Raw genomic sequence first — 24,987 nt, forward strand, 5'->3', positions numbered from 1 at the left:
ACTCGATCATCGGGCGGTTCGCCGCCTAAGGTGATGCGGTCCACTGCGGAAGGTGAATGCGTGAACGGCGAGGTACTGGCAGGTCGGTACCGGTTGCTGACCCTGCTGGGCAGGGGCGGTGCGGGCGAGGTGTGGCAGGCCGAGGACACGGTCCTCGACCGGCAGGTGGCGGTGAAACTGCTGCGCAGCCTCGACGGCGACCCGATGGACGCCGTGGAGCGGTTCCGGGCCGAGGCTCAATCAGCCGCTCGATTGACGCACCCGAACGTCGTGGCGACGTACGACGTCGGCACCGAGGGCGACCGCGTGTTCCTGGTCATGGAGCTCGTCCAAGGCCCAGACCTGGCCAAGCTGATGCGTACGTCGGGACTCCCGCCCGCCAACCTGGTCGAGAAGATCGCCGTCCAGGGCGCCCGCGCGCTGGATGCCGCGCACGAGGCCGGCATCGTGCACCGCGACGTGAAGCCGGGCAATCTGCTGCTCGCACCTGACGGCACGCTCAAGATGACCGACTTCGGCATCGCGAAGCGCGCCGGCAACGAGACGACCGGTCTGGGCGTCCTGCTCGGTACGGCGTCGTACGTGTCGCCGGAGCAGGTCCGTGGCGAGCCCGCGACGCCGGCCAGCGACTGGTACTCGTTCGGCTGCGTCCTGCACGAGCTTCTGACGGGTACGCCGCCGTTCACCGGGCCGACCGCCGACGTGGTGATGCGACAGCACCTGGAGGCACCGCCTCCGCCCGTGACGCGTACCGACGTACCGGCTGAGCTGGCTGGGCTGGTCACGCACCTGCTGGCGAAGAACCCGGCAGACAGGCCTGCCTCGGCCGCTGACGTCGCAGCGCTGCTCGCACCGGCCAACCAGACCCAGGTGCTCGCCTACACACCGCCAGCCGCGGCTGAGGTCGTTGGAGTAGGGAAGTGGCAAGAGGACGAGACCCGAACGCACCGTGCGGCGCCGAGCGGCGGGTTCCCGCTGGCAAAGGTGGGCGTAGCCGCAGGTCTGGTGGTGGCTGCCCTGGTTGGAGCGCTGTTGCTCCGTTCAGGCCTGTCGAACGATCCGCCGACAGCACAGGCGGGCGGTTCGCCGTCTGCGCCGGTTCAGAAGGCCACGGGCGCGCCCAAGACGACAACGACCACCACACCGAAGCCCACGCCGACGCCTACGAAGACCACGCCCACCAAGAAGCCCACGCAGAACCCGCAGGCTGTCCTGGTGCAACGACTGCGGACGCTGGCCGCTCAAGTGCGGGCAACGCAGCAGCAGGGGAAGAACAGCAAGGCTCCTCGTGACGCCGCGCGCCAGCTGGACGAGGCGGCGCAGGCAGTGGACCAGGGCAACCTGCAGTCGGCCGCACAGCACTTCTACGAGGCCAGGCAGCGCCTGTTCGAGGCTCAGCAGCACCACCGCTGGCAGGCCACCCAGCAGATCGCCACGTTGGTCCAGACGATCGGGCAGTCGCTGCCCCGCCCGAACGGCGGCGACCACAACGAGTGAGCCACGCGACCTCCCCCGGGTGGCCGGTGTCACAGCGGGTGTCAGGCTGGTACCACGATACTCACTGGTACGCAGGCCAAGGAGGCGCAGATGAGCAGGTTGCAGCAGACCGACGGGCTGACCGACGTCCAGGAGGAGATCCTGAAGACGGTCCGGGCCTTCGTCGAGGCGGAGATCCTCCCGGTCGCCACCGAGCTCGAGCACCGCGACGAGTACCCGACCGAGATCGTCGAGGGCCTCAAGGAGCTCGGCCTGTTCGGGCTGATGATCCCCGAGGAGTACGGCGGACTCGGCGAATCGCTGCTCACCTACGCCCTCTGCGTGGAGGAGATCGCCCGCGGCTGGATGAGTGTCTCCGGCATCGTCAACACGCACTTCATCGTCGCGTACATGCTGCTCCAGCACGGGACCGACGAGCAGAAGCAGAAGTACCTGCCGCGGATGGCGACCGGCGAGGTCCGCGGCGCGTTCTCGATGTCCGAGCCGGGCTGCGGATCCGACGTCTCCGCGATCAAGACCAAGGCCACGCGCGAGGACGACGGCTACGTGATCAATGGCCAGAAGATGTGGCTGACGAACGGCGGCTCGTCGAACCTGGTCGCGGTGCTGGTCAAGACCGACGAGGGCCAGGAGTCGGTCTACAAGAACATGACCACGTTCCTGGTCGAGAAGGAACCGGGCTTCGGCGAGGTCGACAAGGGTCTCACGATTCCCGGCAAGATCGAGAAGATGGGCTACAAGGGCGTCGACACCACCGAGCTGGTGTTCGACGGGTACCGGATCGACGCCGGCCAGATCCTCGGCGGCGTACCGGGCAAGGGTTTCTACCAGATGATGGACGGCGTCGAGGTCGGCCGGGTGAACGTCGCGGCCCGCGGCTGCGGCGTGGCGCGGCGGGCGTTCGAGCTCGGGATCTCGTACGCCCAGCAGCGCGAGACGTTCGGCAAGAAGATCGCCGACCACCAGGCGGTGCTGTTCCGGCTCGCCGACATGGCGGTCAAGGTCGAGGCCGCGCACGAGCTGATGGTGAAGGCCGCGCGGAAGAAGGACAGCGGCTCCCGCAACGACTTCGAGGCCGGCGTCGCGAAGTACCTGGCCAGCGAGTACTGCGCCCAGGTCGTGGAGGACTCGTTCCGGATCCACGGCGGGTACGGGTTCTCGAAGGAGTACGAGATCGAACGCCTGTACCGCGAGGCCCCGATGCTGCTGATCGGGGAGGGAACCGCCGACATCCAGCGGATGATCATCGGCCGCCGGCTCCTCGAGGACTACAAGCTGTGAGCTGCCGGCGCGCTGGGTCGACGGGCGGGGCGGTGCCGGTCGGCCCAGCGCGCATTGGGGCAGGGCTCAACGGGACGGGCTAGGCGGGCGCCCGTCCGGGGATGGGGGTCGGGACGCGGCCGGAGCCGTGGCCGGACAGCAGCCAGATGCCGAGCTGGGTGATCTCGTGCCGGACCGAGGCGCCGGAGCGGCGGGTGGTGATCAGCCCGGCTTCCCGCAGTACGGTCGCCTGGTGGCTGGCGGCGGCCGGCGAGATCTTGCAGCGCTTCGCCAGCTCGGTCGTCGTACAGCCGCTGACGGTCGCTTCCAGCGCGGCGGCCCGGGTCGAGCCGAGCAGGGACCCCAGCGGGTCGCTCGACGGCGCAGCGTCCGTCGACGCCTGCCGCAGGATGCCGGGCGCGTGCTGGATCGGGTAGACCAGGATCGGTTTCAGATCTGGATCCCGCAGCTTCGTCGGTACCTGCCAGCAGAACGCCGAGGGCTGCAACTCGATTCCCCTGCCATCGAGATACAGATCGCGGTCGTTCATGTCCAGCACCTGCAGCACCGGTGCGACCCACCGGACCCGCGGGTGCAGCGACGACAGCAACCGGTGGACGCCGTGCCGCGCAAGCGTCTCGCCGCGGTGCGCGTGGTCGGCGGACACGTGGGTGCCGATCGACTTCCAGTACGGCCGGATCGCCACGTCGTGGTATGTGCGGATCGCCCGGCCGAGCTTCTGCATCGACGTACGGTCCCCATGCGCGAGCTCCCGGGTCCACGGCGACGACGGGCGCCATTTCTGCAGCAGGTCGAGCTGGCTTCGCACCTGGTGCCGCGGGGTCGCCAGCGTCTGCTCCAGCGCGGTGTCGAAGTCCGGCGCGGCCTCGGCAGGGGTCAGGAAGTCCGGCGAGTACCCGTGCGCCGGGGTGAGCTCGAGCAGCAGCCGCATCTGGTCGGGGCCGACCGTCGTACGGACATGCCGGCGCCAGTCCTCGAAGATCAGCCGGCCTTCCGAGTGCTGGAGCATGTGCAGGCTCAGCAGCACCTCCCAGAGCGGTGCCGGCCGGGTGGCCACCGTGACCCGGGTCAGGTCGCGCGGCGTGAAATGGATTCGCAGCATCGCAGTCCCCTCCCGTTCCTCGTTGTCACCACGTCCCCCGGCGCGATCGCGGAAAGTAGTCAGCTCCTGACCGAACGCGACCCCGGAATTCAATCAAGGCAGGGGAGCGGGCGACAACTGTTTGAACAATCCAATGCGGTAGTACTCCTGGCCATGGCAAAAGGTTGCCACCTCACCTCAACGCGTCGAGCGGCGCCGGAGGTTCAAAGCCAGTGGTTCCGCTTGAACAGTCGGTAAAGGGTGAAACAAGCGCAGACCATCACGCCGAGCACCACGAAGTACGCGTACTTGAGGCGCAACTCCGGCATGTAGTCGAAGTTCATCCCGTAGATCCCGGCGATCATCGTGGGTACGGCGAGGATCGCGACCCAGGCGGAGATCCGGCGCATGTCCTCGTTCTCGGCCACCTGGACCTGGGCCAGGCCGGCCTGCAGGATCGAGCTGAGCAGCTCGTCGAACGAGATCACCTGCTCCTTCACCCGCTGCAGGTGGTCGTCCACGTCGCGGAAGTAGTTCCTGGTCTCGTCGGTGATCAGCGGATGCCGAATGGTCGCCAGCGCGCGCATCGGCCCGGTCAGCGGCGCCACCGCCCGCTTGAGCTCCAGCACCTCGCGCTTCAGCTGGTACACCCGGTCGATGTTCCGCCAGCCGCGCGGCGTGAACATGTCGGTCTCGATCAGGTCGATGTCGGCCTGTACGGCGTCCGCGACCTCCAGGTACCGGTCGACGACATGGTCCGCGATCGCGTGCAGAACGGCGCCGGGGCCGGTCGCCAGCCGGTGCTGCTCCTTCTCCAGGTCCTGCCGCAGACCGGTCAGTTCGCTGTGTTCGCCGTGGCGGACCGTGACCACGAAGCCGGGGCCGCAGAACACCATCACCTCACCGGTGGCCACCACCTCGCTGGTCGCGGTCAGGTCCCGGTGCGGGACGTACGTGACCGTCTTGAACACGGCGAACAGCGTGTCGCCGTACCGCTCGAGCTTGGGCCGCTGGTGCGCCTCGGACGCGTCCTCCAGCGCCAGCGGGTGCAGCCCGAACTCGGCGCCGACGATCGCGAGCTGGTGGTCGGTCGGCTGGAACAGGCCGATCCAGACGAACCCCTGGCCGCGGCGCGCCCGGTCGAGCGCCTCGGTGTAGGAGTCGACCCGGTGGTCGCGGACGCCGTCGCGGTACAGCCCCCAGTCGACCAGGGCGCCCTCGAGCTTGCCGCGGACCACCTCGTCCGACGGGCGTCCGGCAGCGCCGCCGCGGCGGGCGAACACTCGTCCCACACGGCGTGTCGCGCCCATGTCCCATCGTCGCCCGGCCATCAACGGCGAGGCTATCAAGACGTGGTAACCAGCCGTCGGCAATGATGGGGGTGGAAGCACGTGGAGAGGAACGACGATGACCGCGCAGGGCATGCCCTCGATGGACCCCAGGCCGACCGGCCTGACGATCGGGACGTACGACACCTACCGGGAGGCGCAGCGAGCAGTCGACTACCTCTCGGACGAGAAGTTCCCGGTCGAGCACACGACCATCGTCGGCAACAACCTCCGCCAGGTCGAGAAGATCACCGGGCGGCTCACCTGGGGCAAGGCGCTGACCGCCGGTGTCGCCAGCGGCGCCTGGTTCGGGCTGTTCGTGGGGCTGCTGCTGGGGCTGTTCACCACCAACAACTGGATCGCCGCGGTGATCACCGGTGTGGTGCTGGGCGCCTTCTTCGGGCTGGTGTTCGGCGGGCTGAGCTACGCCCAGTCGGCCGGGCGGCGGGACTTCACCTCGCGGACGGCCGTGGTGGCGACGACGTACGACGTACTCTGCGACTTCAAGTTCGCCGAGGAGGCCCGCAACCACCTGGCGAAGCTCGCGCTCAAGGGCGAGGTGCACCCGCTGCTGCCGCAGCAGACGCACCCGCAGCAGGACCTGCCGTGACCTATCTCTCCTCCGTTGCCGCAGCGTGGTGAGATCCAGACCACGGTCCGGATGCGCCCGGACCCGGCAGCATGGGGAATCCAGGAGCTGAGGAGGAACCGGGATGCAGTTCGGGCGGAGCTACGAGGAGTTCGAGGTCGGTGCGGTCTACAAGCACTGGCCCGGCAAGACGGTGACGGAGTACGACGACCACCTGTTCTGCCTGCTGACGATGAACCACCATCCGCTGCACCTGGACGCGAACTACGCCGGGGAGACCACCCAGTTCGGCAAGAACGTTGTGGTGGGCAACTACATCTACTCGATCCTGCTCGGGATGTCGGTCCCCGACGTGAGCGGCAAGGCGATCGCGAACCTGGAGATCGAGTCGCTGCGGCACGTCGCGCCGACCTTTCACGGCGACACGATCTACGGCGAGACGGTCGTCCTGGACAAGTGGGAGTCCAAGTCCAAGGACGACCGCGGCGTCGTCTACGTCGAAACCAAGGGCTACAAACAGGACGGCACCGTCGTCTGCCTCTTCCGCCGCAAGGTCATGGTCCCCAAGAACAACTACCTCGAAGCCCGAGGCGGAGAACAACCAGGCCGCCCCACCCCGGCCTCCTGACCCGCAAACCCTCCAGTTGAGGGGGCATCCCCTCAGCTGGAGGGTTGCCCACTGAGAATTCGAGGGGGCAACCCTCCAACTGAGTGGGCAAGGTCAGGTGAGGAAGAGTTCGATCACCGGGACCAGGACGTTCGGCCTCTGGATCGGGAGCTTCAGCGTCAGGGTCTCGCCAGACACCCCGCCCATCGTGGTGTTCTGGGCCTGCTGGTGCGGGTCGTTTTCGATGCGCTTGATCTCGGAGGCGTCGTTCAGGAGTTGGGCGTACTTGACCTTGCCGGCCAGGCCCTGCAGGTGGATGTGGCCCATCGGCCAGGAGAACAGGTGCAGGTACAGCCGGTTGCCCTTCTGGGTGAAGCGGCAGTCGACCGGGGCGACGTAACCGTCCGCCGGCCGCGCACCGCGGATCGACCGTTCGTGCAGCCGCATCCACTCGCCGATGGACGACAGTGTCGCCAGCGCCCGCGGGTCGAACTCGCCTCGCCCGGTCGGGCCGACGTTCAGCAGCAGGTTGCCGTCCTTGGAGACCGAGTCGACGAGCATCTTCACCAGCGTCTCGGGCGACTTCCAGTCCAGGTTGTCCCGGTCGTAGCCCCAGCTGCCGTTCAGCGTCTGGCACGCCTCCCACAGCACCGGTACGCCGTCGCGCTGCATCGGCCCGTCCGGCTGGTACTGCTCCGGCGTCACGAAGTCGCCCGGGATGTCGAGCCGGTCGTTGATCAGGATGCCCGGCTGCAGCTCCCGGACCATCGCCATCAGCTTCTCCGACTGCCAGTCGTCGCGGCCCTTCCCGTGCCCGTCGCGGCCGTCGTCGTACGTCCGGCCCGGGTACGAGAAGTCGAACCACATGATGTCGATCGGCCCGTAGTTCGTCAGCAGCTCCCGGGTCTGCGCGTGCAGGTACTCCGCGTAGACCTCGATGTCCCGCCCGGCCGCCTTCGCAATCGCCTCCTCGTCGTCGCGCTGCGGGTGCACCAGGTCGATCGGGAACTCCGGGTGGTGCCAGTCGATCAGCGAGTGGTAGAACCCGACCCCGAGCCCCTCGGCCCGGCACGCCTCGACGAACGGCCCGACCAGGTCCTTGCCCCAGGCGGTCTTCGCGACCGTGTAGTCCGACACCTGCGAGTCCCACAGGCAGAAGCCCTCGTGGTGCTTGGTCGTGAGTACGGCGTACTTCATCCCGGCCTCGCGCGCCGCCTTCGCCCACGTGCTCGGGTCGTACAGGTCCGGCTCGAAGTGGTCGAAGTACGGCTGGTAGTCCTCGTCGGTGAGCCGCTCGCGGTTCTTCACCCACTCGTGCCGGGCCGGCAGCGCGTACAGCCCCCAGTGGACGAACAGGCCGAACCGCCAGTCGCGGAACTTCTCCACCGAAGCCGCCGGAGGCGTGTCAGTCATCAGAACACTCCTTAAGTGAACGCAATAAGTGAGAAGAAAAGAAAAGGCGGGTGTGGGGCGGGTGGTTTAGCGGCCGCCCAGACCAGTGACGAGCAGGCCGCGGACCAGGTGTTTCTGTAGCAGGACGACGAGCAGCACGGTGGGCACCATTGCCATCACCGATGCGGCCATCATCAGGTTCCACTGGGTGCCCTGCTGGCCGACGAACTGCGCCAGGCCGAGCGGGACGGTGCCCTTGTCCTCGACGCTGTTGATGATGATCAACGGCCACAGGAAACTGCCCCAGAAGCTGATGAACGTGAAGACGGTCAGTACGGCGATGGCCGGCCGCGCGAGCGGCAGCATGATCCGCAGGAAGGACCGGAACGGGCCACAGCCGTCCACCCGGGCCGCCTCCTCGATCTCGGCCGGGACGGTCAGGAAGAACTGCCGCAACAGGAACGTGCCGAACGCGGTGAAGGCCCACGGCAGGATCAGCGCCCAGTAGCTGTCCACCCAGCCGAGCGACTGCATCAGCCAGTACATCGGCACGATCAGCACCTCCTGCGGCACCATCAGCGTACCGAGGAACAGCACGAACAGTTGCTCCCGGCCCCTGAATTTCAGCCGCGCGAAGGCGTACGCCGACATGCTCGACGCGCACACCACCACCAGCGTCCCGGTGACCGCGACGAACAGGCTGTTCAGGAAGTACTTGCCGAACGGCGCGAACGTGAACGCGTCGGCGTAGTTCTGCCAGCGGATCTGCGACCCGAACAGGTGCGGCACCGGCGTGAACACCTCGTCCGCGGGCTTCAGCGACGTGGAGACGGCGTACACCAGCGGGCCGAGGAAGACGATCGCGACCGCGACCAGCAGCACGTGGGAGACCACCCGGCGGACATTCTCAGACGTCATAGTTGACCCACTTCCGCTGGCCGACGAACTGGATCGCGGTGATGCCCATGATGATCACGAACAGCACCCACCCGGCCGCCGAGGCGAGTCCCATGCTGAGGAACTGCCAGCCCTGGTTGTAGACGTACATGACGATCGTCTGGGTGGCGACGCCCGGCCCGCCCTGAGTGAGGATGAACGGCTGCGCGAACACCTGGAACGACGTGATCAGCGTCATCGTGGTGGCGAAGAACAGCGACGGCGTGATCATCGGCCAGGTCACGTACCGGAACCGCTGGAACGGGCCGGCGCCGTCGATCTGCGCCGACTCCAGCTGGGACTGCGGCACCTGGTCGATGGCCGCGGAGAAGACCAGGAAGTTGTACCCGAACCCCTGCCAGATCGACATCGCGACGATCGCCGGCATCGCCCAGTTCGAGGAGCCGAGGAAGTTCGGCGCGTGGATCCCGAACCAGCTGCCGAGGCCCGCGTCGAGCAGCCCGCCGGGCTGGAACAGCAGCCGCCAGACCATCACGTTCGCGACCATCGGCGTCATCACCGGGATGAAGAACAGCACCCGGAACGCCTGCCGGCCCTTGATCTTCGGGCCGAGCCAGGTCGCCAGCCCGAGCGATACGACCACGTTCAGCGGCACGTACAGCACCACGAACAGCGCGGTGTTCAGGACGACGCGGCGGAACACCGGATCGCCGAGCAGGTGCGAGTAGTTGCCGAACCCGAGGAACTTCCGCTCGCCGAACACCGGCCAGTCGAACAGGCTGATCGCGAGCGCCATCGCGGTCGGGAACAACGTGAACAGTGCCAGCCCGCCCAGGCTCGGGGCGAGGAACACCGAGGCGTAGCGCCCGTCCCGGCGCAGCGCGGGCCGGCGCCCCGGCCGAACCTTCTCGGCCGGGGCGACGGATTCCTGAACGGTCACCATCAGGAGCCAGCGCCTGCCTGGTCCTGGATGGTCTTCAGCGCCTGGTCCGGTGGGATCTCGCCGTTCAGCGCCTGGGTACCGAACCGGGTGAGCAGGTCGTTGACCTGGACCCAGTTCTTCGAGGTGACCAGCGGCACCGAGTTCTGCGACGCGTACTCGATGACCTCCTTGGCCTCCGGGATCTTCGCGGCGGTGAACCAGGCCGGGTGCGCAGCGGTCCGGGCCGGGTACGCGCGGCCTGCCGAGGCCAGCGTGGTGAGGGGGCCCTCGCTGGTCATCGACATGATCGCCTGGAACGCGGCGTCCGGCGTCTTGCAGGACCGGGAGATGCCGAACCCGGAGCCGGCCGTGAAGGTCTTGGACCCGTCCGGCCCGGCCGGGATCGGCGCGATCCCGAGGTTGAACTTGACCTTGCCGAGGGTGTCGATCAGCGACCACGGGCCGTTCAGCTGCATCGCGGACTTGCCCGAGGTGAACTGGGTGGTCTCGAAGTCGCCGTTGCCGGACGGCACCTGCGGCGCGATCTTGTCGGTCCGGACGAAGTTCGCGTACGTCGTGAACCCGTCGACGAACTTCTGGTCGGTGAGGTTGAGCTTGCCGTCGGCGAGCGGCTCCGCACCGGTCAGCGTCCGTACCCAGGAAGTCACACCGAGATCTCCGGGCGACGTCACCAGGCCGGTCCGGCCCCCGGTCGTGAGCTTCTTCGCGGCGGCCTCGAACTCGTCCATCGTCCAGCCGGGCTTGGGATCCGGGACGCCGGCGGCCTTGAACAGGTCCTTGTTGTAGAAGATCACCATCGGGCCGGAGTCGTACGGGATCGCGACCTGCTTCCCGTCCGACTTGAGGCCGTCCATGATCGGCTTGTCGAAGTCCTCGGTCTTCAGGCCGTACTTCTTCATCAGGTCGTCCAGCGGCAGCATCGCGTTCGCGTACGACGCCAGCCGCAGCGACTGCATGCCGATGATGCAGGGCGCCTTGCCGCTGGCCAGCAGGGTGCCGATCTTGGACCAGTAGTTGTTCCAGTCGGTGCCCTGGAGCTTGACGGTGATGCCGGAGTGGTCGGTGTGCGCCTGGTCGGCGACCTTCTGCCAGGCCGCCTGGTCCGCCGTACCGCCGATCCAGAACTGCCAGGTCAGATCGGCCTTGTCGGCCGACCCGGACGCGCTGCTGCCGCCGTTCCCGCCACCGCAGGCGGCCACGGCGGTCAGGGTCAGCACCGCACCGGCCGCGGTCAGCCAGCGGCGTGCCCGCGCTGGTGTTGCTCTCATCCTGACCTCCAAGGAAAGCTGTGAGTCATCCGATCAATATGTTGGATTCTTGGGCGGAGTCAACAGCTCGTGACCTTATTTCAGGAGAAAAACGAACCCGCCACACTCTAGCGGACTACCTAGACGTCCGATGTATGGTCCGAATACATCGGACGTTTCGAGGCAGTGGGGAGGTGGTGCCATGGCGGTCACCGACACCGCGATCGAGGCGATCAAGCAGATGATCGTGAGCGGCGAGCTGCGGCCCGGCGACCGGCTGCCGCGGGAGGCCGACCTGGCCGCGCGGCTCGGCCTGTCCCGGAACTCGCTCCGCGAGGCGGTCAAGGCGCTGGCGCTGATCCGGGTCCTCGAGGTCCGGCAGGGCGACGGCACCTACGTGACCAGCCTGGACCCGGCGCTGCTGATGGAGACGATGGCGTTCGTCCTGGACCTGCAGCAGGACGCCTCCGTGCTGGAGTTCTTCGAGGTACGCCGGATCCTCGAGCCGGCCGCGGCCGCCCGGGCGGCGCTGCGGATGCCGGACGCCGACGTGGCCGCGATGCGCGCGCTGCTCGACGACCTCGGCGACGACCCGTCGGCGGACGACCAGCTGGCCTGCGACGTGGAGTTCCACCGGCTGCTCGCGATCGGCAGCGGCAACCGGACGCTGGCCTCGATCATCGAGAGCCTGCGGCAACCGACCTACCGGGCCCGGATCTGGCGCGGGCTGACCCAGACCGGGGCGGTGCACCGCTCGATGGCGGAGCACCGCTCGATCCTGGACGCGATCGCCACCCGCGAACCGGAGGTCGCCCGGGCCTGGGCGACCGTACACATCGCGGGCGTCGAGCGCTGGCTCAACGAGATGGTCAGTCCCGAGCCGGACGCAGCTCCAGCAGCACTGCGGACGGCATCGGCAGCGTCACCTCGACCGACGATCCGTTCCATTCGGCGGCGGTCGTGACCAGTTGGGTGCGCTCGGCCAGGCCGGCCAGCTCCGCGTCCGCCGGCCAGTCGGGCAGTCCCGCGGCGGCGGTGGCCAGGTCCGCGGTGCCGATCGCGAGCGTGGTGGTGCTGAGCTGCCAGGACGGGTCCGCGCCGGGCAGCTGGACGCGGACCGTCCTGGTCAGCGCGGGGTCGCCGTCGGCCTTGGTCTGATCGAGCGTCAGGTTCCACAGCAGTACGGCGATCCGGTCGCGGTCGCGGGACGCCCACGCTTCGACGAGGCTGCCGCCGCCGTCACCGTCGTACGTCACCGGGAGCTCGACCGGGCCGAGGCGGCTGAGCAGCGTCAGTGCGTGGTACCGCGGTTTGCGCAGTCCGCCGACGGTCTGCAATCCGAACCCGCCGTGCAGGAACCGCGGCGGCCGGCCGAGCTCCTCGAAGTGGTCGGAGGCGACCCAGTACGAGAGCGCGTCGATCCGCCCGGACGCGGACCGCATGCCGCGGAGCAGGAAGATCCCGGAGAACACCGAGTCGTTGATCGGGTTGAAGTGCGTCGGCGTGACGCCCCACTCGGTCCAGAGGATCCGCGCGTCCGGGTACCCGTGCCGCTCCAGCGACGCCCGGACGTCGAGCGGCGGACTCCCGTAGGTGTGGGTGGACACGAAGTCGACCGGCGTACCATACCGTTTGGTATGTTCGAGCAGGTCGTCCACCCAGCCGGCCGCGGCCGACGACGGGCCGCCGACCTGCAGGCGCTGGTCCACGGACTTCACGGCAGCGGCGGACACGTCGTACAGGTGCAGGTACTCGGCCTTCGTGCCGGACCAGAACACCTCGAGGTTGGCTTCGTTCCACACCTCGAAGTCCCAGGTCAGCACCTCGTCCAGCCCGTACCGGTCGACCAGATGCTGGACGAGCGCGCGCACCAGGTCGTACCAGCGGTCGTACGACGCCGGCGGCGAGATGATCGCGCCGTACGCGAACACGGTCCTGGCGGGATCGCTCGCCAGTTCGCGGGGCATGAACCCGAGCTCGACCACCGGCCGCAGGCCGATCCCGAGCAGCTTGTCGTAGATCTGGTCGACGACGGAAAAGTCGTAGGTGTCGCCATCGATCACGTGCGTGTCGTCGTGGAAGATCGCGTGCGCGCGCACCGTCCGCACACCGAGCTCGTCGTGCATCCGGCGCAACGCGTCCTCGAGTTCCACACCGATCTCGTGACCGCCCGTGAGGTCCTCGCAGAGCAGCTGGCTGAGGCGTTCGCTGCCGACCATCGGCGTCCACGGCCGGTGCAGCTCGGTGCCCTCGGCAACTACGTCGATGGTCACGCCAGTGGTCGGGGCGATGCTTCCGGCCACCAGCGGTACGGCGCCGACCGGCGGGCTCGGGCGTCCGTGGGTCGTCACCTCGGGCACGCTCGCGACCGCGTAGCGGTACGGCGTACCCGGGGTGCACGTGGTGTCGACGTACGGCGGCGACGGCACCGAGAGGACGTCGCCGCTGTGGTGATCGACCGGTTCCAGCGGACCGTGCGCGCCGGCGCCGCGGAGGATCAGGTAGCCGGCCGCGCCGTCCACCGGCGACCAGTCGATCGTCACCTGCCCGACGCCGCCGACCGCCCGCACCTCCTTCGGCGGATCGAGGTCCGGGAAGGCGAACTCGCGCTCCTCGTCACTGCGGAGCGCGATCCGCTGGTCCCAGTCGGTCTTGGCGTCTTCGTGCATCTACAGAACTCCCGATTCGAACTGCTCCCTGGCGATCAGCGGCCGGATCCGCTGCTCGACCGTCCGGCTCGCGAAGTTCCGCCGGATCAGGTCGTTGCCGAAAACGTTGCCGATCGCACCCATCACCATCGCCTGGTCGAGCGACAGGTACCGTTTCGCGATCAGCCCGGACTTCGTCGCCACCGAGTCGTAGAACCCGCCGGCGCCGTACGCGTGCAGTGTGTTCTCGATCTTGCTCAGGTTCTCGATCGCCTGCGCCGGGGCGTACGCCATCGCGAGGAACGCCGCGTGCGGGGTGACCACGCCGTCGCCGTACGTCGGGTTCGGGTTGGTGCCCGCACGGCAGCCCTCGAAGCCGGCGTCGTAGTTCGTACCCTCGAGGTCGGACGGGTAGCCGCCCGGGTCCATCCCGATCGGCTCGACGCCATACACGGAGTACCCGCCCTTCGGGTTCGACGCGGGGGAGAAGCCCCAGTAGCCGTACTTCGCGTCGTACAGCCCGTGCTCGATCTGCGCGCGGACCGTCAGCGGGTGGTTGATACCCCAGCTGCGCGGCGCCCAGGTCGCCTCCGGGACGAACAGGTCCGGCATCAGCGACTCGAACATGTCGCCGCCCCAGGACGGGACCAGCCGCATCCCGCGGTACTCGTACGTGCCCTCGAAGACGTCCAGGCCGAGGTACGTCCGGTGCACGCCCTTCGGTTTCTGCTCCACCCACGACCAGTCGCAGGTGTCGGGGAAGGTGCGGTACGTCGCGAAGTACTGCGTGTGCGGGACCTGGTTGAGGGCGAACCCGACGTACCCGGCGATCCGGGCCTCGGTGTTGCACGTGTCGTAGTGGAACTTGCGGTAGTACACGTCCGGGCCGACGCCGGCGTGGTTGCCCTTGTCGGTCGCCTCGTCCGGCGGCGGAGTCTCGAAGAAGCCGCCGCGCATGAGGCCGCCGGGGCGGGCCGCGGGGTTGTAGTAGTACTTGAAGTTCATCCGGTTGAGGAGCAGGTCCGCGAGGGCGCGGGCGCGCGGTTCGGCGTTCCGGACCACCATCAGCGCGCAGGCGAACCACGCGTTGTCGACGCTGGACACGAACGGCGTGATCGGCCGGGTCCCGTCCGGGTCGACGTACCGCACCTCGCCGGTCGCCTCGTCGTACCAGTTGAAGTACATCCCACTGGGCACGTGATGGACGGCGTCCCGCATCGTCGTGAGCGTCTGGGTGATCCGGCGCAGCGACTCCTGCGGCGAGATGATCCCGAGATGCCTGGCAACGACGGTGCTCCACAGATACCCACCGATGTTGGTGGGCGAGGTGTAGTTGCTCCGCACCGGGTTGGTCACCGAGTCCCCGATGTTGTCAGCAGGCAGCCCAGTGCGGTCGTCCGTCATAGCAACGATGCTGCGCCAGGTATCCCGAGCCCACCGCCCAACCAACGCCCTGTCGGATCGGCTAGGACTCCAACTGCTCTCGGATTGCTGTGCATACGCGGGAGTTCCTCCGAAGGCAGGTGATTCGCTCCCCGCAAGCGCCAACGCTCCGGTTGAAGCGAGTATCGTTCGGCGACTGATGATGGCGGTCATCTGAAACCTCTCCTACTTGAGTCCGGTAATGGCAATGCCCTTGGTGACGTGCTTCTGGAAGGCCAGGAAGATCACCAGCACCGGTACGACGACCACGACCGCGCCGGCCATCAACAGGCCGTAGTTCTGCGCGTTCTGTCCGGTCGAGTACAGCGCGAGGGCGACGGGCAACGTGTACTTGTCCTCGGTCTGGGCGATCACCAGCGGCCAGAGGAAGTTGTTCCAGGAACCGAGGAACGTGAGGATGCCGAGCGTGGCCAGCGCCGGGCGGGTGAGTGGCAGCATGATCCGGGCGAAGATCCCGAGCTCGCTGGTCCCGTCGACGCGGCCGGCGTCCATCAGGTCGTCGGGCAGCCCGAGGAAGAACTGCCGCATCAGGAACACGCCGAACGGCGAGACCAGGAACGGCAGGATCAGCCCCGGGTACGAGTTCGCCAGGCCGGCGTTCGTGACCAGCACGAACAGCGGGACGAACGTGACCATGCCCGGGATCATCAACGTGGCCATGACCAGCACGAACAGCGCGTTCCGGCCCTTGAACCGGAGCTTCGCGAGCGCGTACCCGATCATCGAGCAGAACGTCAGGTTGCCGGCCGTCACCACCAGCGCGACGAACGCCGAGTTGAAGAAGTAGCGCGGGAAGTTCGCCTTGCTGAACAGGTCTCCGTAGTTCTGTGACGTCGGCTGCTCCGGCCACCAGGTCGGCGGCACCCGCAGCAGCTCGCCCTGCGTCTTGAAACTGCCGAGCACCATCCACAGGAACGGCGCCGCGACGGCGATCAGCCCGAGCACACCGATCAGATAGATCCACCAGGTACGGCGCATCACTTCTCCCTCAGCAGCCGGAACTGGATGAACGTGATCACCGCGATGACGACGAACAGGATGTAGGCCATCGACGTCGCCAGCCCGTAGTTGCCGAAGCCGAACTGGTTGTAGGTGTACATCGACACCGAGAGCGTGCTGTCCAGCGGGCCGCCCTGGGTCATCACGAACGGCTCCTCGAAGAACTGCAGGTAGCCGATCCCGGTGGTCACACTCGTGAACAGGATCGTCGGCCGGAGCAACGGCACGATCAGGTACCGGAACCGTTGCCATGGGCCCGCACCGTCGATCTGCCCGGCCTCCTCGACGGTCTCCGGGATGCCCTGCAGGCCGGCCAGGAAGATGATCATCGCGGAGCCGAAGTTCCGCCAGACGGCCATCGCGATCAGCGACGGCATCGCCCAGGTCTTGGACGCCAGCCAGTTCGGGCCGTGGATGCCGACCCAGCCGAGCACCGTGTTCACCAGACCGTTGTCGGGCGAGAGTACGAACCGCCAGATCACCGCGATCGCGACGATCGACGTGACGACCGGGAGGTAGTACCCGACCTTGAACAGCGCCTGGAACCGCTTCACACCCCGGTCCAGCAGCACCGCCGCCGCCAACGCCACGACCAACGTCAACGGGACGCCGAGCACCACGAAGTACGCCGTGTTGAACGCGGCCTTCCGGAACGTCTCGTCCGACAACGCCTTCACGTAGTTGCCGAACCCGACCCCGTCCACCGAGAACGGCGTCCGCAGATCCCGCTGCCTGATATCCGTGAACGACATCCCGAACGACCCGAGCACGGGTCCCGCCGTAAACGCGAGAAACAACACCACGAACGGCAAGACCAACACCCAAGCAGCCACCGTCTGCCGATCCAGGCGTCTGCGCCCGTCCGGTGCCCCACGCCGTCCACCGCTCGTCACCGCGTTTCCTCCACCCGGCGAGGCGCGCAGCGCCTCGCCGGGTGCTGTTTTCTGACTCATCGGGATCAGCTACCGCCGGTCCCAATGGCGGTCGCCTTGGTCTGGATTGCCTTGGCGGTGTCGGCGGGGGACTGGCCGGACTTGGCCATCTTCTCGACCTCGGTGTCGAACGCCTTCGCCACCTGCTCCCAGTTCACGATCGCCGGCGGCGCCTTCGCGTCCTCCAGCTGCTTCCCGAACACCGGCAGCAACGGATCCGACGCGATGCTCGGGTCCTGCCACGCGCTCTTCACCGCCGGCAGGTCCGACGACAGCTTGAACCACGAAGCCTGCGTCTTCGCATCCGACAGGAACTTGACCAGCTTCCACGCGCTGTCCTTGTTCTTCGACGACTTGAACACCACGAAGTCCGACCCACCCACGAACGACGTCGCGGTCTTGTTCTTCGGGATCTGGAACACCCCGATGTTCGGCTTGATCGCGTCCCCGCCGGCCTTCGCCACCGACCCGGCCATCCACGGACCGGAGATGAACATCGGCACCTGCCCGTTCACGAACTGCGCCTCGGTCTGGTTCGGCGGCAGGTCGGTCCCGGCCAGCTTCTCGGTGAAGAAGCTCTGGTAGTACTTCAGCCCCTCCTGCATCTGCGGGGTGTCGAACGTGAACTGCTTCTGGTCGTCGTTCGTGATGTTCGCCCCGGCCGACCACGCGAACGGCATCACGGTCTGCCACGAGCCGTCCCCACCCGGCTGCAGGTTGATCCCGTACTTCGCGCCGGCCTTCTCCTTCATGGCCTTCGCCATCGCCTTCAGGCCGTCCCAGTCGGTCGGCGGGGTGCTGAAGCCGGCCTTCGCGGCGAGGTCCTTGCGGTAGAACACCAGCCGCGTCTCGACGTACCACGGCACGCCGTACTGCGTCCCGCCGACCTTCGTCGTGTCGAGCGCACCCTCGTAGAACCCGGAGTTGTCGAAGCCCTGCGGTGTCGGGTCGAGCGCGCCGAGGTCGGCGAACTCGCCCATCCAGGTGGTGCCGACCATCGCGGCGTCCGGCGGGGTGCCGGCCGCGATCGCGGTGGTGAACTTGTCGTGCGCGGCGTCCCACGGGATCGGCGTCACGGTCACGTTGACGCCCGGGTTCGCCTGCTTGAACTGGTCGATCAGCTTGGGCAGGTTCTCGCCCTCGGTGCCCATCGCCCAGACGGTCAGGTTGCCGGTCGCCGGTCCTTCGCTGACCGTCGTGGTCGGCTGCGAACCGGAGCCGGTGCCGGTGCCGGTGTCGCTCGAGCGGCCACAACCGCCGAGCGCGAGCGCCGCCGCGGTCAGTGCAGCGCTGCCGATCACCAGCCGGCGGCGGATGCTGTGGGTGAACATCAATTGTCTCCTCACTCGGTTACTGCTGGTTTGCATCCCCCGCGCGCGTGCCACAGCTGTCCCGCAGCACCAGTTGCGTTGCCAGTACGTCGTTCCGCGCCCGGGTACGCGCCCCGGTCACACGCTCGTGCAGCCGCTCCGCCGCCGTCCGCCCCAGCTCGGCCATCGGCTGCCGCACAGTCGTCAACCCCGGCGACACATACCGCGCCGCCATCACGTCATCCCACCCCGTCACCACAATGTCGTCCGGAACCCGCACCCCACCCGCCCCGAACGCCACCAGCACAGCCAACGCCAACTCATCGTTGGCACACACCAGCCCATCCGGCCGCCCGCCCACCCCACCGCCCGCTCCCGCGCCGCCCGCCCCGCCGGGCGTTCCCGTGCCGCCCGCCTCGGCGGGGCGCGGCTGCTCGCCTTCTAACTCCCCGCCCGCCGCGCGCGCAGCGCGGGGCGGGCGGGTCATTGCCTGGAGCACCTTTTCGGCGACGTCGCGTCCTGCTTCTTCCGTGAGGGGTACGCGGATCGGCTTCGGTGGCTGGATTCCGCGGAGTTCGTGGGCTTTCGCGAACCCGGCGTACCGCTCGGATACGTCGTACGAGCTGGCGGGGTCGCCGACGAAGTGCAGGTTCCGGCGACCGTGGTCGAGCAGTCTCGTGGTGAGCTGCTCGGCGCTGGCGGCGCTCTCGCTGCGGACCGAGTCGCACCCGGTCGCGGGTGGATGCGCGATCAGCACCACCGGTACGTCGGCCTTCCGCAGGCTCTGCACCGTCGGCAGGTCCAGAGCGTTGCCGTGGACAACGATCCCGTCGACCCGCCCGGCCAGGTCCATCACGCTGCGTCGCGGGTCCGGGTTGCCGTGCGTGACCGTGATCACCACGCTCTGCCCGTGCTCGCCGGCCCACCGCTCGTACCCCATCAGCAGGTCCCCGTAGAACGGACCGGCGAGGTCCGGCAGCACCAGACCGTGCGCCTCGTGCCGCTGTACGGCGAGACTCCGGGCGGCCCGCAGCGGTACGTAGTTCAGCTCCTGTGCCGCCTGGTCCACCCGCGCCCGCGCCTTCGCCGACACCGGTCCGGTCCCTTGCAGGACACGCGAAACCGTCGCGATCGACAGCTTCGCGCGGGCCGCGACGTCGTAGATCGTCGCCGGCCGGCCGGTGGGTCCGGAAGGCATCGGGATCACTCCTGGGCGAAAAGTGGAAGCGCTTACAGTTTCAGTACCCTGCCCTGGATCGTTCCAACGGTCAAGACCTCGTGACCGGTCTGAGAGGATGCGGGCGTGACTACAGAGGAGCGAGTGGACCGGGTCTTCCTGGTCCGGCACGGGGAAACCGAGTGGAGCAGGTCCGGACGGCACACGTCCGTCACCGACCTTCCGCTGACGCCCGAGGGCGAACGCGTCGCCGCGAGTTTGAAGGAGCGCCTGGCGGGGGAGTCCTTCGACCTGGTGCTGACCTCACCGCGGCAGCGCGCCCGGCGTACGGCGGAACTCGCCGGCTTCCCGGACGCGCAGGTCGACGACGACCTGGTCGAGTGGAACTACGGCGACTACGAGGGCATCACCACCGCCGAGATCCGCGAAACCGTCCCCGGCTGGACGATCTGGGACAGCCCCGTCCCGAACGGCGAGACCCCCGACCAGGTCGCCGCCCGCCTCGACCGCGTCAACGCCCGCCTGGCCGCGGTCCCCGGCGACGTCCTGGTCTTCGGCCACTCCCACGCCCTTCGTTCCCTGACCGCCCGCTGGCTCGACCTCCCCGTCACCGAAGGCCGCCACTTCGTCCTCGACACCGCCACCCTCTCCACCCTCGGCTGGGACCGCGACGCCCCCGCCATCCTCCACTGGAACAGCTGAGCCTCTCCGGAAACTTTCCCGCGCTATCCAGCAGAAATGTTCCGTGAAGCGGCGATGGGACACCCCGCCGAGCACGCGACCGCGCGGAGCGACGGCTCCGTACGCCGAAGTACCTGCAGTACTTGTACCGCGGCATCGCACGGCCGATTCGTCACGTCGAACCACCCGTACCGCAGCGTTGCCTCGGCGCGCAGCGTGGCGCGGTTGTCGCGGTCGAGATCCCGCCACCGCTGCTGAGGTACCAGGTGGAGTCGTCCGTCGAGCTCGACGTTCAAGCCGACGTAGTACACGTCGGTGAACGTCCCGTCGACGGAGCGCTGCCGTTGTCCGCGGGGCAGTCCGTGCCGGCGCTCGACATCGCGGAGATAGCGAAGCTCCAGCAGCGAATGCGACCCGGCGACGACATCGGCGATGATCGGCCGAAGGCTCCCGCGATGCCGCAGCCGCCGTCGACCGGCGAGCGCGTGCAGGAGATCGTCGGCGCCGACCCGCCCGCTCTGGCATGCCTCGGCGACCACCCCGGCCGCCTTGTCCAGCGACGGCATGATCCCGACGATGTCCAGAACGGCGTCCGCCGGCGTACGGCGCGGTGGCGCGACGCCGGCGAGCCGATCCGCCCAATGCGCGTCCCGCCGGATCACCAGGCCGGGCTGCGATCGCACCCTCCGGTACTCAGGGATCGTCACGTAGACCTGTCGGTCGGGGTCGGGTTTGATCAGCCCGAGCTGTTCCGCGGCGCTGTAGTGGCTCCACGCGGCCTCGGGTCCGGCGTACAAGAGCGCGGCGAGCAGCCGTTCGGTGTACCCGATGCCTCCGGTATGGACGACGTACACACCGGGATGAACCGCCCGCCAGCGCTTGTTGCGGAGTGACTTCCGGATGTGCGGCTCGGACCACCCCGCCGCGAGCAGCTGGGTCCGCGAGACGATCTGGTCCTGGTCGTCGATCAGCGCGTCGAGACCGCCCTCGCGCAGGCGCCGCACCCACCACCACTCCACCCGCCCAGCATGCCGGATCGCCCCGCCGGCCGCTCCCGCCCTGTGGACAACCGGCTTTGCGGAACTTAATCGTCGGATAGCGCGGGAAAGTTTCCGGAAAGGTGGGAGACGAGCACGTCCGCACGAGCACGGGTGTGCGTAGGGCGGAGGCGGCCGGTCCGGTTGAGCGTGGCTTGCCCATGGAGCGAGCTCCACAGAACCTCGGCGAGCGTTTCGGGGTCGGCGGCGGGTTCGACGGCGGCGATGAACTGGTCGAAGGCGGACTTCAGGGCGGCGGGGCTGTCCGGCGTACCGAAGGACAACGCCGTCGGGCGGACGAACATCGCCTCGTAGACGGCCGGGTGGTCGGCGGCGTAGTCGAGGTACGCGTGGGCCAGGGCGCGGAGGCCGCCGGACTCGCGGGCTCGGCGGAGTACGTCGGTCATTTCCGCGATGCCCTGGAGGGCGACGGCGTCGGCGATCGCGTTCATGTTCTTGAAGTGGCCGTAGAGGACTGGCTGGCTGTAGTCGACGGCCTCGGCCAGGCGGCGGGTGGTGACCGCGTCCCAGCCGTCGGCCTCGGCGAGCTCGCGGGCGGTGCGCAGGATCAGCTCGCGGCGCTCCTCGCGGGCCCGCTCGCGGCGTGACGTGGTCGGCATAGTCCGGATACTAGCACTGCTAGACAATCTAGCGACGGTAGGGTTAGCATCGCTAGGAAAGTTAGCACTGCTAGTTCAAGGAGTCTTCCGATGCGCCGCTTCACCACCGTCCTGACCGTCCTGCTCGGCGTCTTCCCGCTCACGTTCGGGACCCAGTTCCTGGTCGCCGGGCACACCGCCGCCCCAACCTTCGGCATCGCCGAGTGGCCGACCGGCGTCGCCGCCGGGTACTTCGCGGTGAAGGGCATCCGCGACATCGTCCTCGGCCTGAACCTGCTCACGCTGTTCGCGCTCCGGCAGCGCCGCGCGACCGGCGTCCTGATGGCGATCTCCGCGCTGATCCCGATCACCGACATGATCACGGTCTTCACCCACGGCGGCCCGGCTGCCACCGCGCTCGGCGTGCACGGCCTCACCGCCCTGGTGATGCTGTTCGACGCGTTCCTGCTGATCCGCGAACGTCAGTCGGCCGAGGTGCTCGAGCCGGTCCACTCGTAGAAGTCGATCGTGCAGTACTCGCGGAACCCGAGCGACTCGTACACCGGGCGCCCGGCCGCGGACGATCCGAGTACGGCGTACTCCGGGCCGGCTTCCCGGAGTACGCCGTACGTGAGGGCCGCCCCGATCCCGCGCCGCCGCAGCGCGGGGACGGTCATCACGAAGTACAACCCGGCGACGCCCGCGCCGAGGAACACCGTCGCCGTCCCCACCGGTGCGCCGTCCAACCAGGCGAGGTAGTGCCGCCACGGGTCGTCGTACCCGAGCTTCCGGTACGTCGACGCGACCCACCGCGCCTCCCGCTCGCCCTCGCCGAACCCCTGCCCGAGCGTCGCCTCCCACACGCCCAGCGCCTCGTCGTCCACGACCCGCGTGATGGTCAGTCCTGGTACGTCGCGCGGCGCTTCCAGTTCGGCGATCCGCACGGCCATGCCCGGCTCCGCGCCAGCCGGCGTGAATCCGGCCGCCGTCAGCGCCGTACGGTCGATCCGCATCGACGGACCCACATGCCAGGTGCCCGGTACGTCGTGTTTCGTCAACTCCGCAAGGGATTCCGCGACCACGTCGGTGTCCGACGCGCGGACGACGGCGTTGTGGTAGTCGAGTGGCGAGCCGCCGATCGTCCAGGTCGCGCGGTCGTCGGCGCGTTGCGATCCGCCGCCGGCCGCACCCATCGCCATCAGCAGTTCGGCCGCGTTGTCCTCGATCGCCCGTACGACGTCCATCGGCCCAGTCTGGCGGTCAGCCGAAGGACGCGCGAGCCCATTCCCGGAAGGTACGTGCGGGCCGGCCGAGGACGCGTTCGACGTCGTCGGTGACGGTCTCCTCGCCGCCCGAGCGGATCAGCTCCGCACCGCGGAGCGCGACGCTCACCACCGCCTCGTCCAGCCCGGCGGCGCGGAGCTGCTCCGCGTAGACCTCCGGCGGTACGTCGACCACGCTCAGCGGCGAACCGAGTACGTCGGAGAGTACGGCGACCTGGTCCGGGACGCTCAGCAGTTCCGGGCCGGTCAGCGTGTAGGTGTGGTCGTGGTGGTCCGACAGCAGCGCCTCGGCGGCGACGGCGGCGACGTCGTACGGATCCACGAAGGCATGCCGTCCGCTGCCGGTCTGGTTGGGGATCGGCTGTCCGGCCTGGATCGCGGGGAGCCAGCGCAACGCGTTCGACGCGAACCCGGCGGGACGCAGAATCGTCCAGGTCAGGCCGCTGTCCCGGACCGCGCGTTCGCCGGCCGCGTGCCAGTTCGCCGGCATCTCGTCGTCGGTGCTGCCGATCGCGGACAGCTTCACGATCTTCTGTACGCCGACCTCCACCGCCGCGTCCACCAACGCCCGGTCGTGCGCCGGGACCCACGGGCCGGGCGCGGTCAGGGCGAACACCGTGTCCGCCCCGTCGATTGCCTTTCGCAACGAGTCGGGGTCGTCGAAGTCGCCGTGGACGAAGAACTCGTGCGGCTTCCGGGTCATTCCGCGGACCTGCGCCCCGCGGGCCTCCAGTTGGCGGACGAGTTCACTGCCGATGGTGCCGGTCGCACCCGTAACCAGGATCATGCCGCCACCTTGCCCACGGCGCCTCGGTCCCGGATAGGAACTTTCGGTACTACGGAACGCGCCCGGCGGGTGGCTACGCTCGAAGCGTGCACCCGTGGATCGAGACCGTCACGCTGACGCCGGCGACCACGCCGATCACCGTCCTCCCGCCCGACCCGGCGACCACGGTGGTCTGGCGGATGACGCCCGCCGGGGACAGCGACGTACTGGTAGCAGGCCCGCGTACGACGGCGGCGTACCACACGACCAAGGACCTGCCGGTCTGTGTACGCCTGCGGATCCGCCCGGGCGGGGTGATCCCGTTGCTCGGTACGCCACCGGACCAGCTGGTCGACCAGGTCGTACCGCTCGAGTCCCTCTGCGGCGCCTCGGCAACCAGCCTCGCCGAGCAGCTCGTCACCTACCGCAACCGCCCTGCGCGCGCGGCCGACGTACTGTCCGACTACTTGACTGCGCGAGTGCCGACGTACCTTCCTGAGCGGTTGGCGTTGGTTCGTACTGCGGTTGCTGACCTGCCGGGCAGGAGAGTGGATGAGGCTGCTGCTCGGTTGGGGGTCAGTGAGCGGTATCTGCGGCGCGTGTTCCGGCAGGCGGTGGGTGTTTCGCCGAAGCACTTCGCGCGGATCGCCCGCGTACGCAGGGTGATCGGCACCAGGCACTCGTGGGCCGACACCGCGGCGTACGCCGGCTACACCGACCAGTCGCACCTCATCGCCGACTTCCGCGCCCTCATGCACGTGACCCCAAAGGCCTACGCGACCGGCAACGTCCCGCTCAGCACCTGCTAACCAGGTAGCGCGTTCCACTGCTCCAACGTGGAAACCAGCAAACTGGCAGTCGGCAGCGACGTGAACTCCGATCGCGTGACGAACCGCGCGTCCGACGCGTCGTCGCCCGCCGTGAGCGTCCCGCCGACCGCCGTCGCCTCGTAGTCGCGGATCACGTACAGCTGCCCGCGCGGCCCCGGACGCTCCACCTCGCCGACGAGTTCACCGACGACGACCCGCAGCCCGGTCTCCTCCGCGACCTCCCGCGCCACCGCGGCCGGATCGTCCTCGCCGGGTTCGACCCGCCCGCCCGGGATCGACCACAGACCCCGTCCCGGCTCGTTCGCACGACGTACGACGAGGAGCCGGTGCTGCTCGTCGTACACCAGGGCACCCACACAGTCGACGCGCTCCATGCACCCCGAGGATAGGGGTTCTGTGTACAACTACCAGGGCACGGGC

General features: G+C 68.5%; 25 protein-coding genes. 8 read left to right on the forward strand and 17 right to left on the reverse strand.

Annotated elements, in window-relative coordinates; translation table 11 throughout:
* The first annotated feature begins 60 nt into the window (after positions 1-60).
* Together ACFV9C_RS15410 and ACFV9C_RS15415 are read left to right on the forward strand one after the other, a co-directional pair.
* Positions 61-1,497: a serine/threonine-protein kinase gene (locus tag ACFV9C_RS15410; RefSeq protein WP_380194037.1), complete on the forward strand. Its 1,437-nt coding sequence runs from the start codon at positions 61-63 to the stop codon at positions 1,495-1,497.
* Positions 1,498-1,587: 90 nt separating this feature from the next.
* Entirely contained in the window at positions 1,588-2,778 is a 1,191-nt protein-coding gene (locus tag ACFV9C_RS15415; protein WP_380194038.1) for an acyl-CoA dehydrogenase family protein, read from the forward strand.
* A gap of 79 nt (positions 2,779-2,857) precedes the next feature.
* On the opposite strand, the gene ACFV9C_RS15420 is transcribed toward ACFV9C_RS15415, so the two are convergent.
* Together ACFV9C_RS15420 and ACFV9C_RS15425 are read right to left on the reverse strand one after the other, a co-directional pair.
* The gene (locus ACFV9C_RS15420; protein ID WP_380194040.1) at positions 2,858-3,880 is read right to left on the reverse strand and encodes an ArsR/SmtB family transcription factor; all 1,023 of its coding nucleotides are present in this window, start codon (positions 3,878-3,880) and stop codon (positions 2,858-2,860) included.
* Between the two features lie 203 nt (positions 3,881-4,083).
* Positions 4,084-5,190 (reverse strand): magnesium and cobalt transport protein CorA, encoded by a 1,107-nt coding sequence (locus ACFV9C_RS15425; RefSeq protein ID WP_380194041.1) that lies wholly within the window; start codon positions 5,188-5,190, stop codon positions 4,084-4,086.
* Between the two features lie 76 nt (positions 5,191-5,266).
* Between ACFV9C_RS15425 and ACFV9C_RS15430 the strand changes: the two genes are divergently transcribed.
* Entirely contained in the window at positions 5,267-5,797 is a 531-nt protein-coding gene (locus tag ACFV9C_RS15430; RefSeq protein WP_380194043.1) for a general stress protein, read from the forward strand.
* Positions 5,798-5,900: 103 nt separating this feature from the next.
* Positions 5,901-6,404, forward strand: coding sequence for a MaoC family dehydratase (locus tag ACFV9C_RS15435; RefSeq protein WP_380194045.1), 504 nt, complete (start codon positions 5,901-5,903; stop codon positions 6,402-6,404).
* A 93-nt stretch (positions 6,405-6,497) separates the two neighbouring features.
* Here the strand turns inward: ACFV9C_RS15435 and ACFV9C_RS15440 are convergent, their stop codons facing one another.
* The 4 genes from ACFV9C_RS15440 to ACFV9C_RS15455 form a co-directional block, all read right to left on the reverse strand.
* Positions 6,498-7,796, reverse strand: a complete 1,299-nt coding sequence (locus tag ACFV9C_RS15440) for an alpha-L-fucosidase (RefSeq protein WP_380194047.1) — start codon at positions 7,794-7,796, stop codon at positions 6,498-6,500.
* Positions 7,797-7,862: 66 nt separating this feature from the next.
* Positions 7,863-8,693 carry a carbohydrate ABC transporter permease gene (locus ACFV9C_RS15445; RefSeq protein WP_380194048.1) on the reverse strand — a complete coding sequence of 277 codons (831 nt, stop codon included), beginning with the start codon at positions 8,691-8,693 and terminating at the stop codon, positions 7,863-7,865.
* Positions 8,683-9,612 (reverse strand): carbohydrate ABC transporter permease, encoded by a 930-nt coding sequence (locus tag ACFV9C_RS15450; protein ID WP_380194050.1) that lies wholly within the window; start codon positions 9,610-9,612, stop codon positions 8,683-8,685. Before ACFV9C_RS15450 ends, ACFV9C_RS15445 begins: the two co-directional genes overlap by 11 nt.
* Positions 9,613-9,614: 2 nt before the next feature.
* Positions 9,615-10,883 (reverse strand): ABC transporter substrate-binding protein, encoded by a 1,269-nt coding sequence (locus ACFV9C_RS15455; protein WP_380194051.1) that lies wholly within the window; start codon positions 10,881-10,883, stop codon positions 9,615-9,617.
* 181 nt (positions 10,884-11,064) lie between these two features.
* Between ACFV9C_RS15455 and ACFV9C_RS15460 the strand changes: the two genes are divergently transcribed.
* Positions 11,065-11,826, forward strand: coding sequence for a FadR/GntR family transcriptional regulator (locus ACFV9C_RS15460; RefSeq protein WP_380194053.1), 762 nt, complete (start codon positions 11,065-11,067; stop codon positions 11,824-11,826).
* Here the strand turns inward: ACFV9C_RS15460 and ACFV9C_RS15465 are convergent.
* The 6 genes from ACFV9C_RS15465 to ACFV9C_RS15490 are packed head-to-tail and all read right to left on the reverse strand — an operon-like array spanning position 11,732 to position 19,392.
* The gene (locus tag ACFV9C_RS15465) at positions 11,732-13,531 is read right to left on the reverse strand and encodes a xylan 1,4-beta-xylosidase (protein WP_380194055.1); all 1,800 of its coding nucleotides are present in this window, start codon (positions 13,529-13,531) and stop codon (positions 11,732-11,734) included. The two genes, ACFV9C_RS15460 and ACFV9C_RS15465, sit on opposite strands and share 95 nt — an antisense overlap.
* The gene (locus tag ACFV9C_RS15470) at positions 13,532-15,106 is read right to left on the reverse strand and encodes a glucoamylase family protein (RefSeq protein ID WP_380194057.1); all 1,575 of its coding nucleotides are present in this window, start codon (positions 15,104-15,106) and stop codon (positions 13,532-13,534) included.
* Between the two features lie 12 nt (positions 15,107-15,118).
* The gene (locus tag ACFV9C_RS15475) at positions 15,119-15,931 is read right to left on the reverse strand and encodes a carbohydrate ABC transporter permease (protein ID WP_380194059.1); all 813 of its coding nucleotides are present in this window, start codon (positions 15,929-15,931) and stop codon (positions 15,119-15,121) included.
* Positions 15,931-16,905 carry a carbohydrate ABC transporter permease gene (locus tag ACFV9C_RS15480; protein WP_380194060.1) on the reverse strand — a complete coding sequence of 325 codons (975 nt, stop codon included), beginning with the start codon at positions 16,903-16,905 and terminating at the stop codon, positions 15,931-15,933. The genes ACFV9C_RS15475 and ACFV9C_RS15480 overlap by 1 nt, the downstream gene beginning before the upstream one ends.
* Positions 16,906-16,910: 5 nt before the next feature.
* Positions 16,911-18,215 carry a sugar ABC transporter substrate-binding protein gene (locus tag ACFV9C_RS15485; protein WP_380194062.1) on the reverse strand — a complete coding sequence of 435 codons (1,305 nt, stop codon included), beginning with the start codon at positions 18,213-18,215 and terminating at the stop codon, positions 16,911-16,913.
* A gap of 19 nt (positions 18,216-18,234) precedes the next feature.
* A complete protein-coding gene (locus ACFV9C_RS15490; RefSeq protein WP_380194063.1) occupies positions 18,235-19,392 on the reverse strand; it encodes a LacI family DNA-binding transcriptional regulator in 1,158 nt (385 codons plus the stop codon).
* Between the two features lie 105 nt (positions 19,393-19,497).
* Between ACFV9C_RS15490 and ACFV9C_RS15495 the strand changes: the two genes are divergently transcribed.
* Positions 19,498-20,073: a histidine phosphatase family protein gene (locus ACFV9C_RS15495; protein ID WP_380194065.1), complete on the forward strand. Its 576-nt coding sequence runs from the start codon at positions 19,498-19,500 to the stop codon at positions 20,071-20,073.
* A gap of 23 nt (positions 20,074-20,096) precedes the next feature.
* On the opposite strand, the gene ACFV9C_RS15500 is transcribed toward ACFV9C_RS15495, so the two are convergent.
* Positions 20,097-21,071, reverse strand: coding sequence for a hypothetical protein (locus ACFV9C_RS15500; RefSeq protein WP_380194067.1), 975 nt, complete (start codon positions 21,069-21,071; stop codon positions 20,097-20,099).
* A 65-nt stretch (positions 21,072-21,136) separates the two neighbouring features.
* On the reverse strand, positions 21,137-21,709 hold the full coding sequence (locus tag ACFV9C_RS15505) for a TetR/AcrR family transcriptional regulator (protein ID WP_380194068.1): 573 nt from the start codon (positions 21,707-21,709) through the stop codon (positions 21,137-21,139).
* Between the two features lie 90 nt (positions 21,710-21,799).
* On the opposite strand from ACFV9C_RS15505, the gene ACFV9C_RS15510 reads away from it, so the two are divergent.
* Complete coding sequence (locus ACFV9C_RS15510; RefSeq protein ID WP_380194070.1) at positions 21,800-22,207, forward strand: DUF4267 domain-containing protein; 408 nt, start codon at positions 21,800-21,802, stop codon at positions 22,205-22,207.
* On the opposite strand, the gene ACFV9C_RS15515 is transcribed toward ACFV9C_RS15510, so the two are convergent.
* Together ACFV9C_RS15515 and ACFV9C_RS15520 are read right to left on the reverse strand one after the other, a co-directional pair.
* On the reverse strand, positions 22,171-22,932 hold the full coding sequence (locus ACFV9C_RS15515) for a GNAT family N-acetyltransferase (protein ID WP_380194071.1): 762 nt from the start codon (positions 22,930-22,932) through the stop codon (positions 22,171-22,173). The genes ACFV9C_RS15510 and ACFV9C_RS15515 overlap by 37 nt on opposite strands.
* A 16-nt stretch (positions 22,933-22,948) precedes the next feature.
* Entirely contained in the window at positions 22,949-23,758 is an 810-nt protein-coding gene (locus ACFV9C_RS15520) for an NAD(P)H-binding protein (protein ID WP_380194073.1), read from the reverse strand.
* Positions 23,759-23,844: 86 nt separating this feature from the next.
* Here ACFV9C_RS15520 and ACFV9C_RS15525 point away from each other — a divergent pair, with 86 nt between their 5' ends.
* Entirely contained in the window at positions 23,845-24,546 is a 702-nt protein-coding gene (locus tag ACFV9C_RS15525) for a helix-turn-helix domain-containing protein (RefSeq protein ID WP_380194074.1), read from the forward strand.
* Here the strand turns inward: ACFV9C_RS15525 and ACFV9C_RS15530 are convergent.
* On the reverse strand, positions 24,543-24,941 hold the full coding sequence (locus ACFV9C_RS15530; protein ID WP_380194076.1) for an NUDIX domain-containing protein: 399 nt from the start codon (positions 24,939-24,941) through the stop codon (positions 24,543-24,545). The two genes, ACFV9C_RS15525 and ACFV9C_RS15530, sit on opposite strands and share 4 nt — an antisense overlap.
* Positions 24,942-24,987 lie beyond the last annotated feature (46 nt).

The organism is Kribbella sp. NPDC059898 (assembly GCF_042730855.1).
Classification (GTDB): Bacteria; Actinomycetota; Actinomycetes; order Propionibacteriales; family Kribbellaceae; genus Kribbella.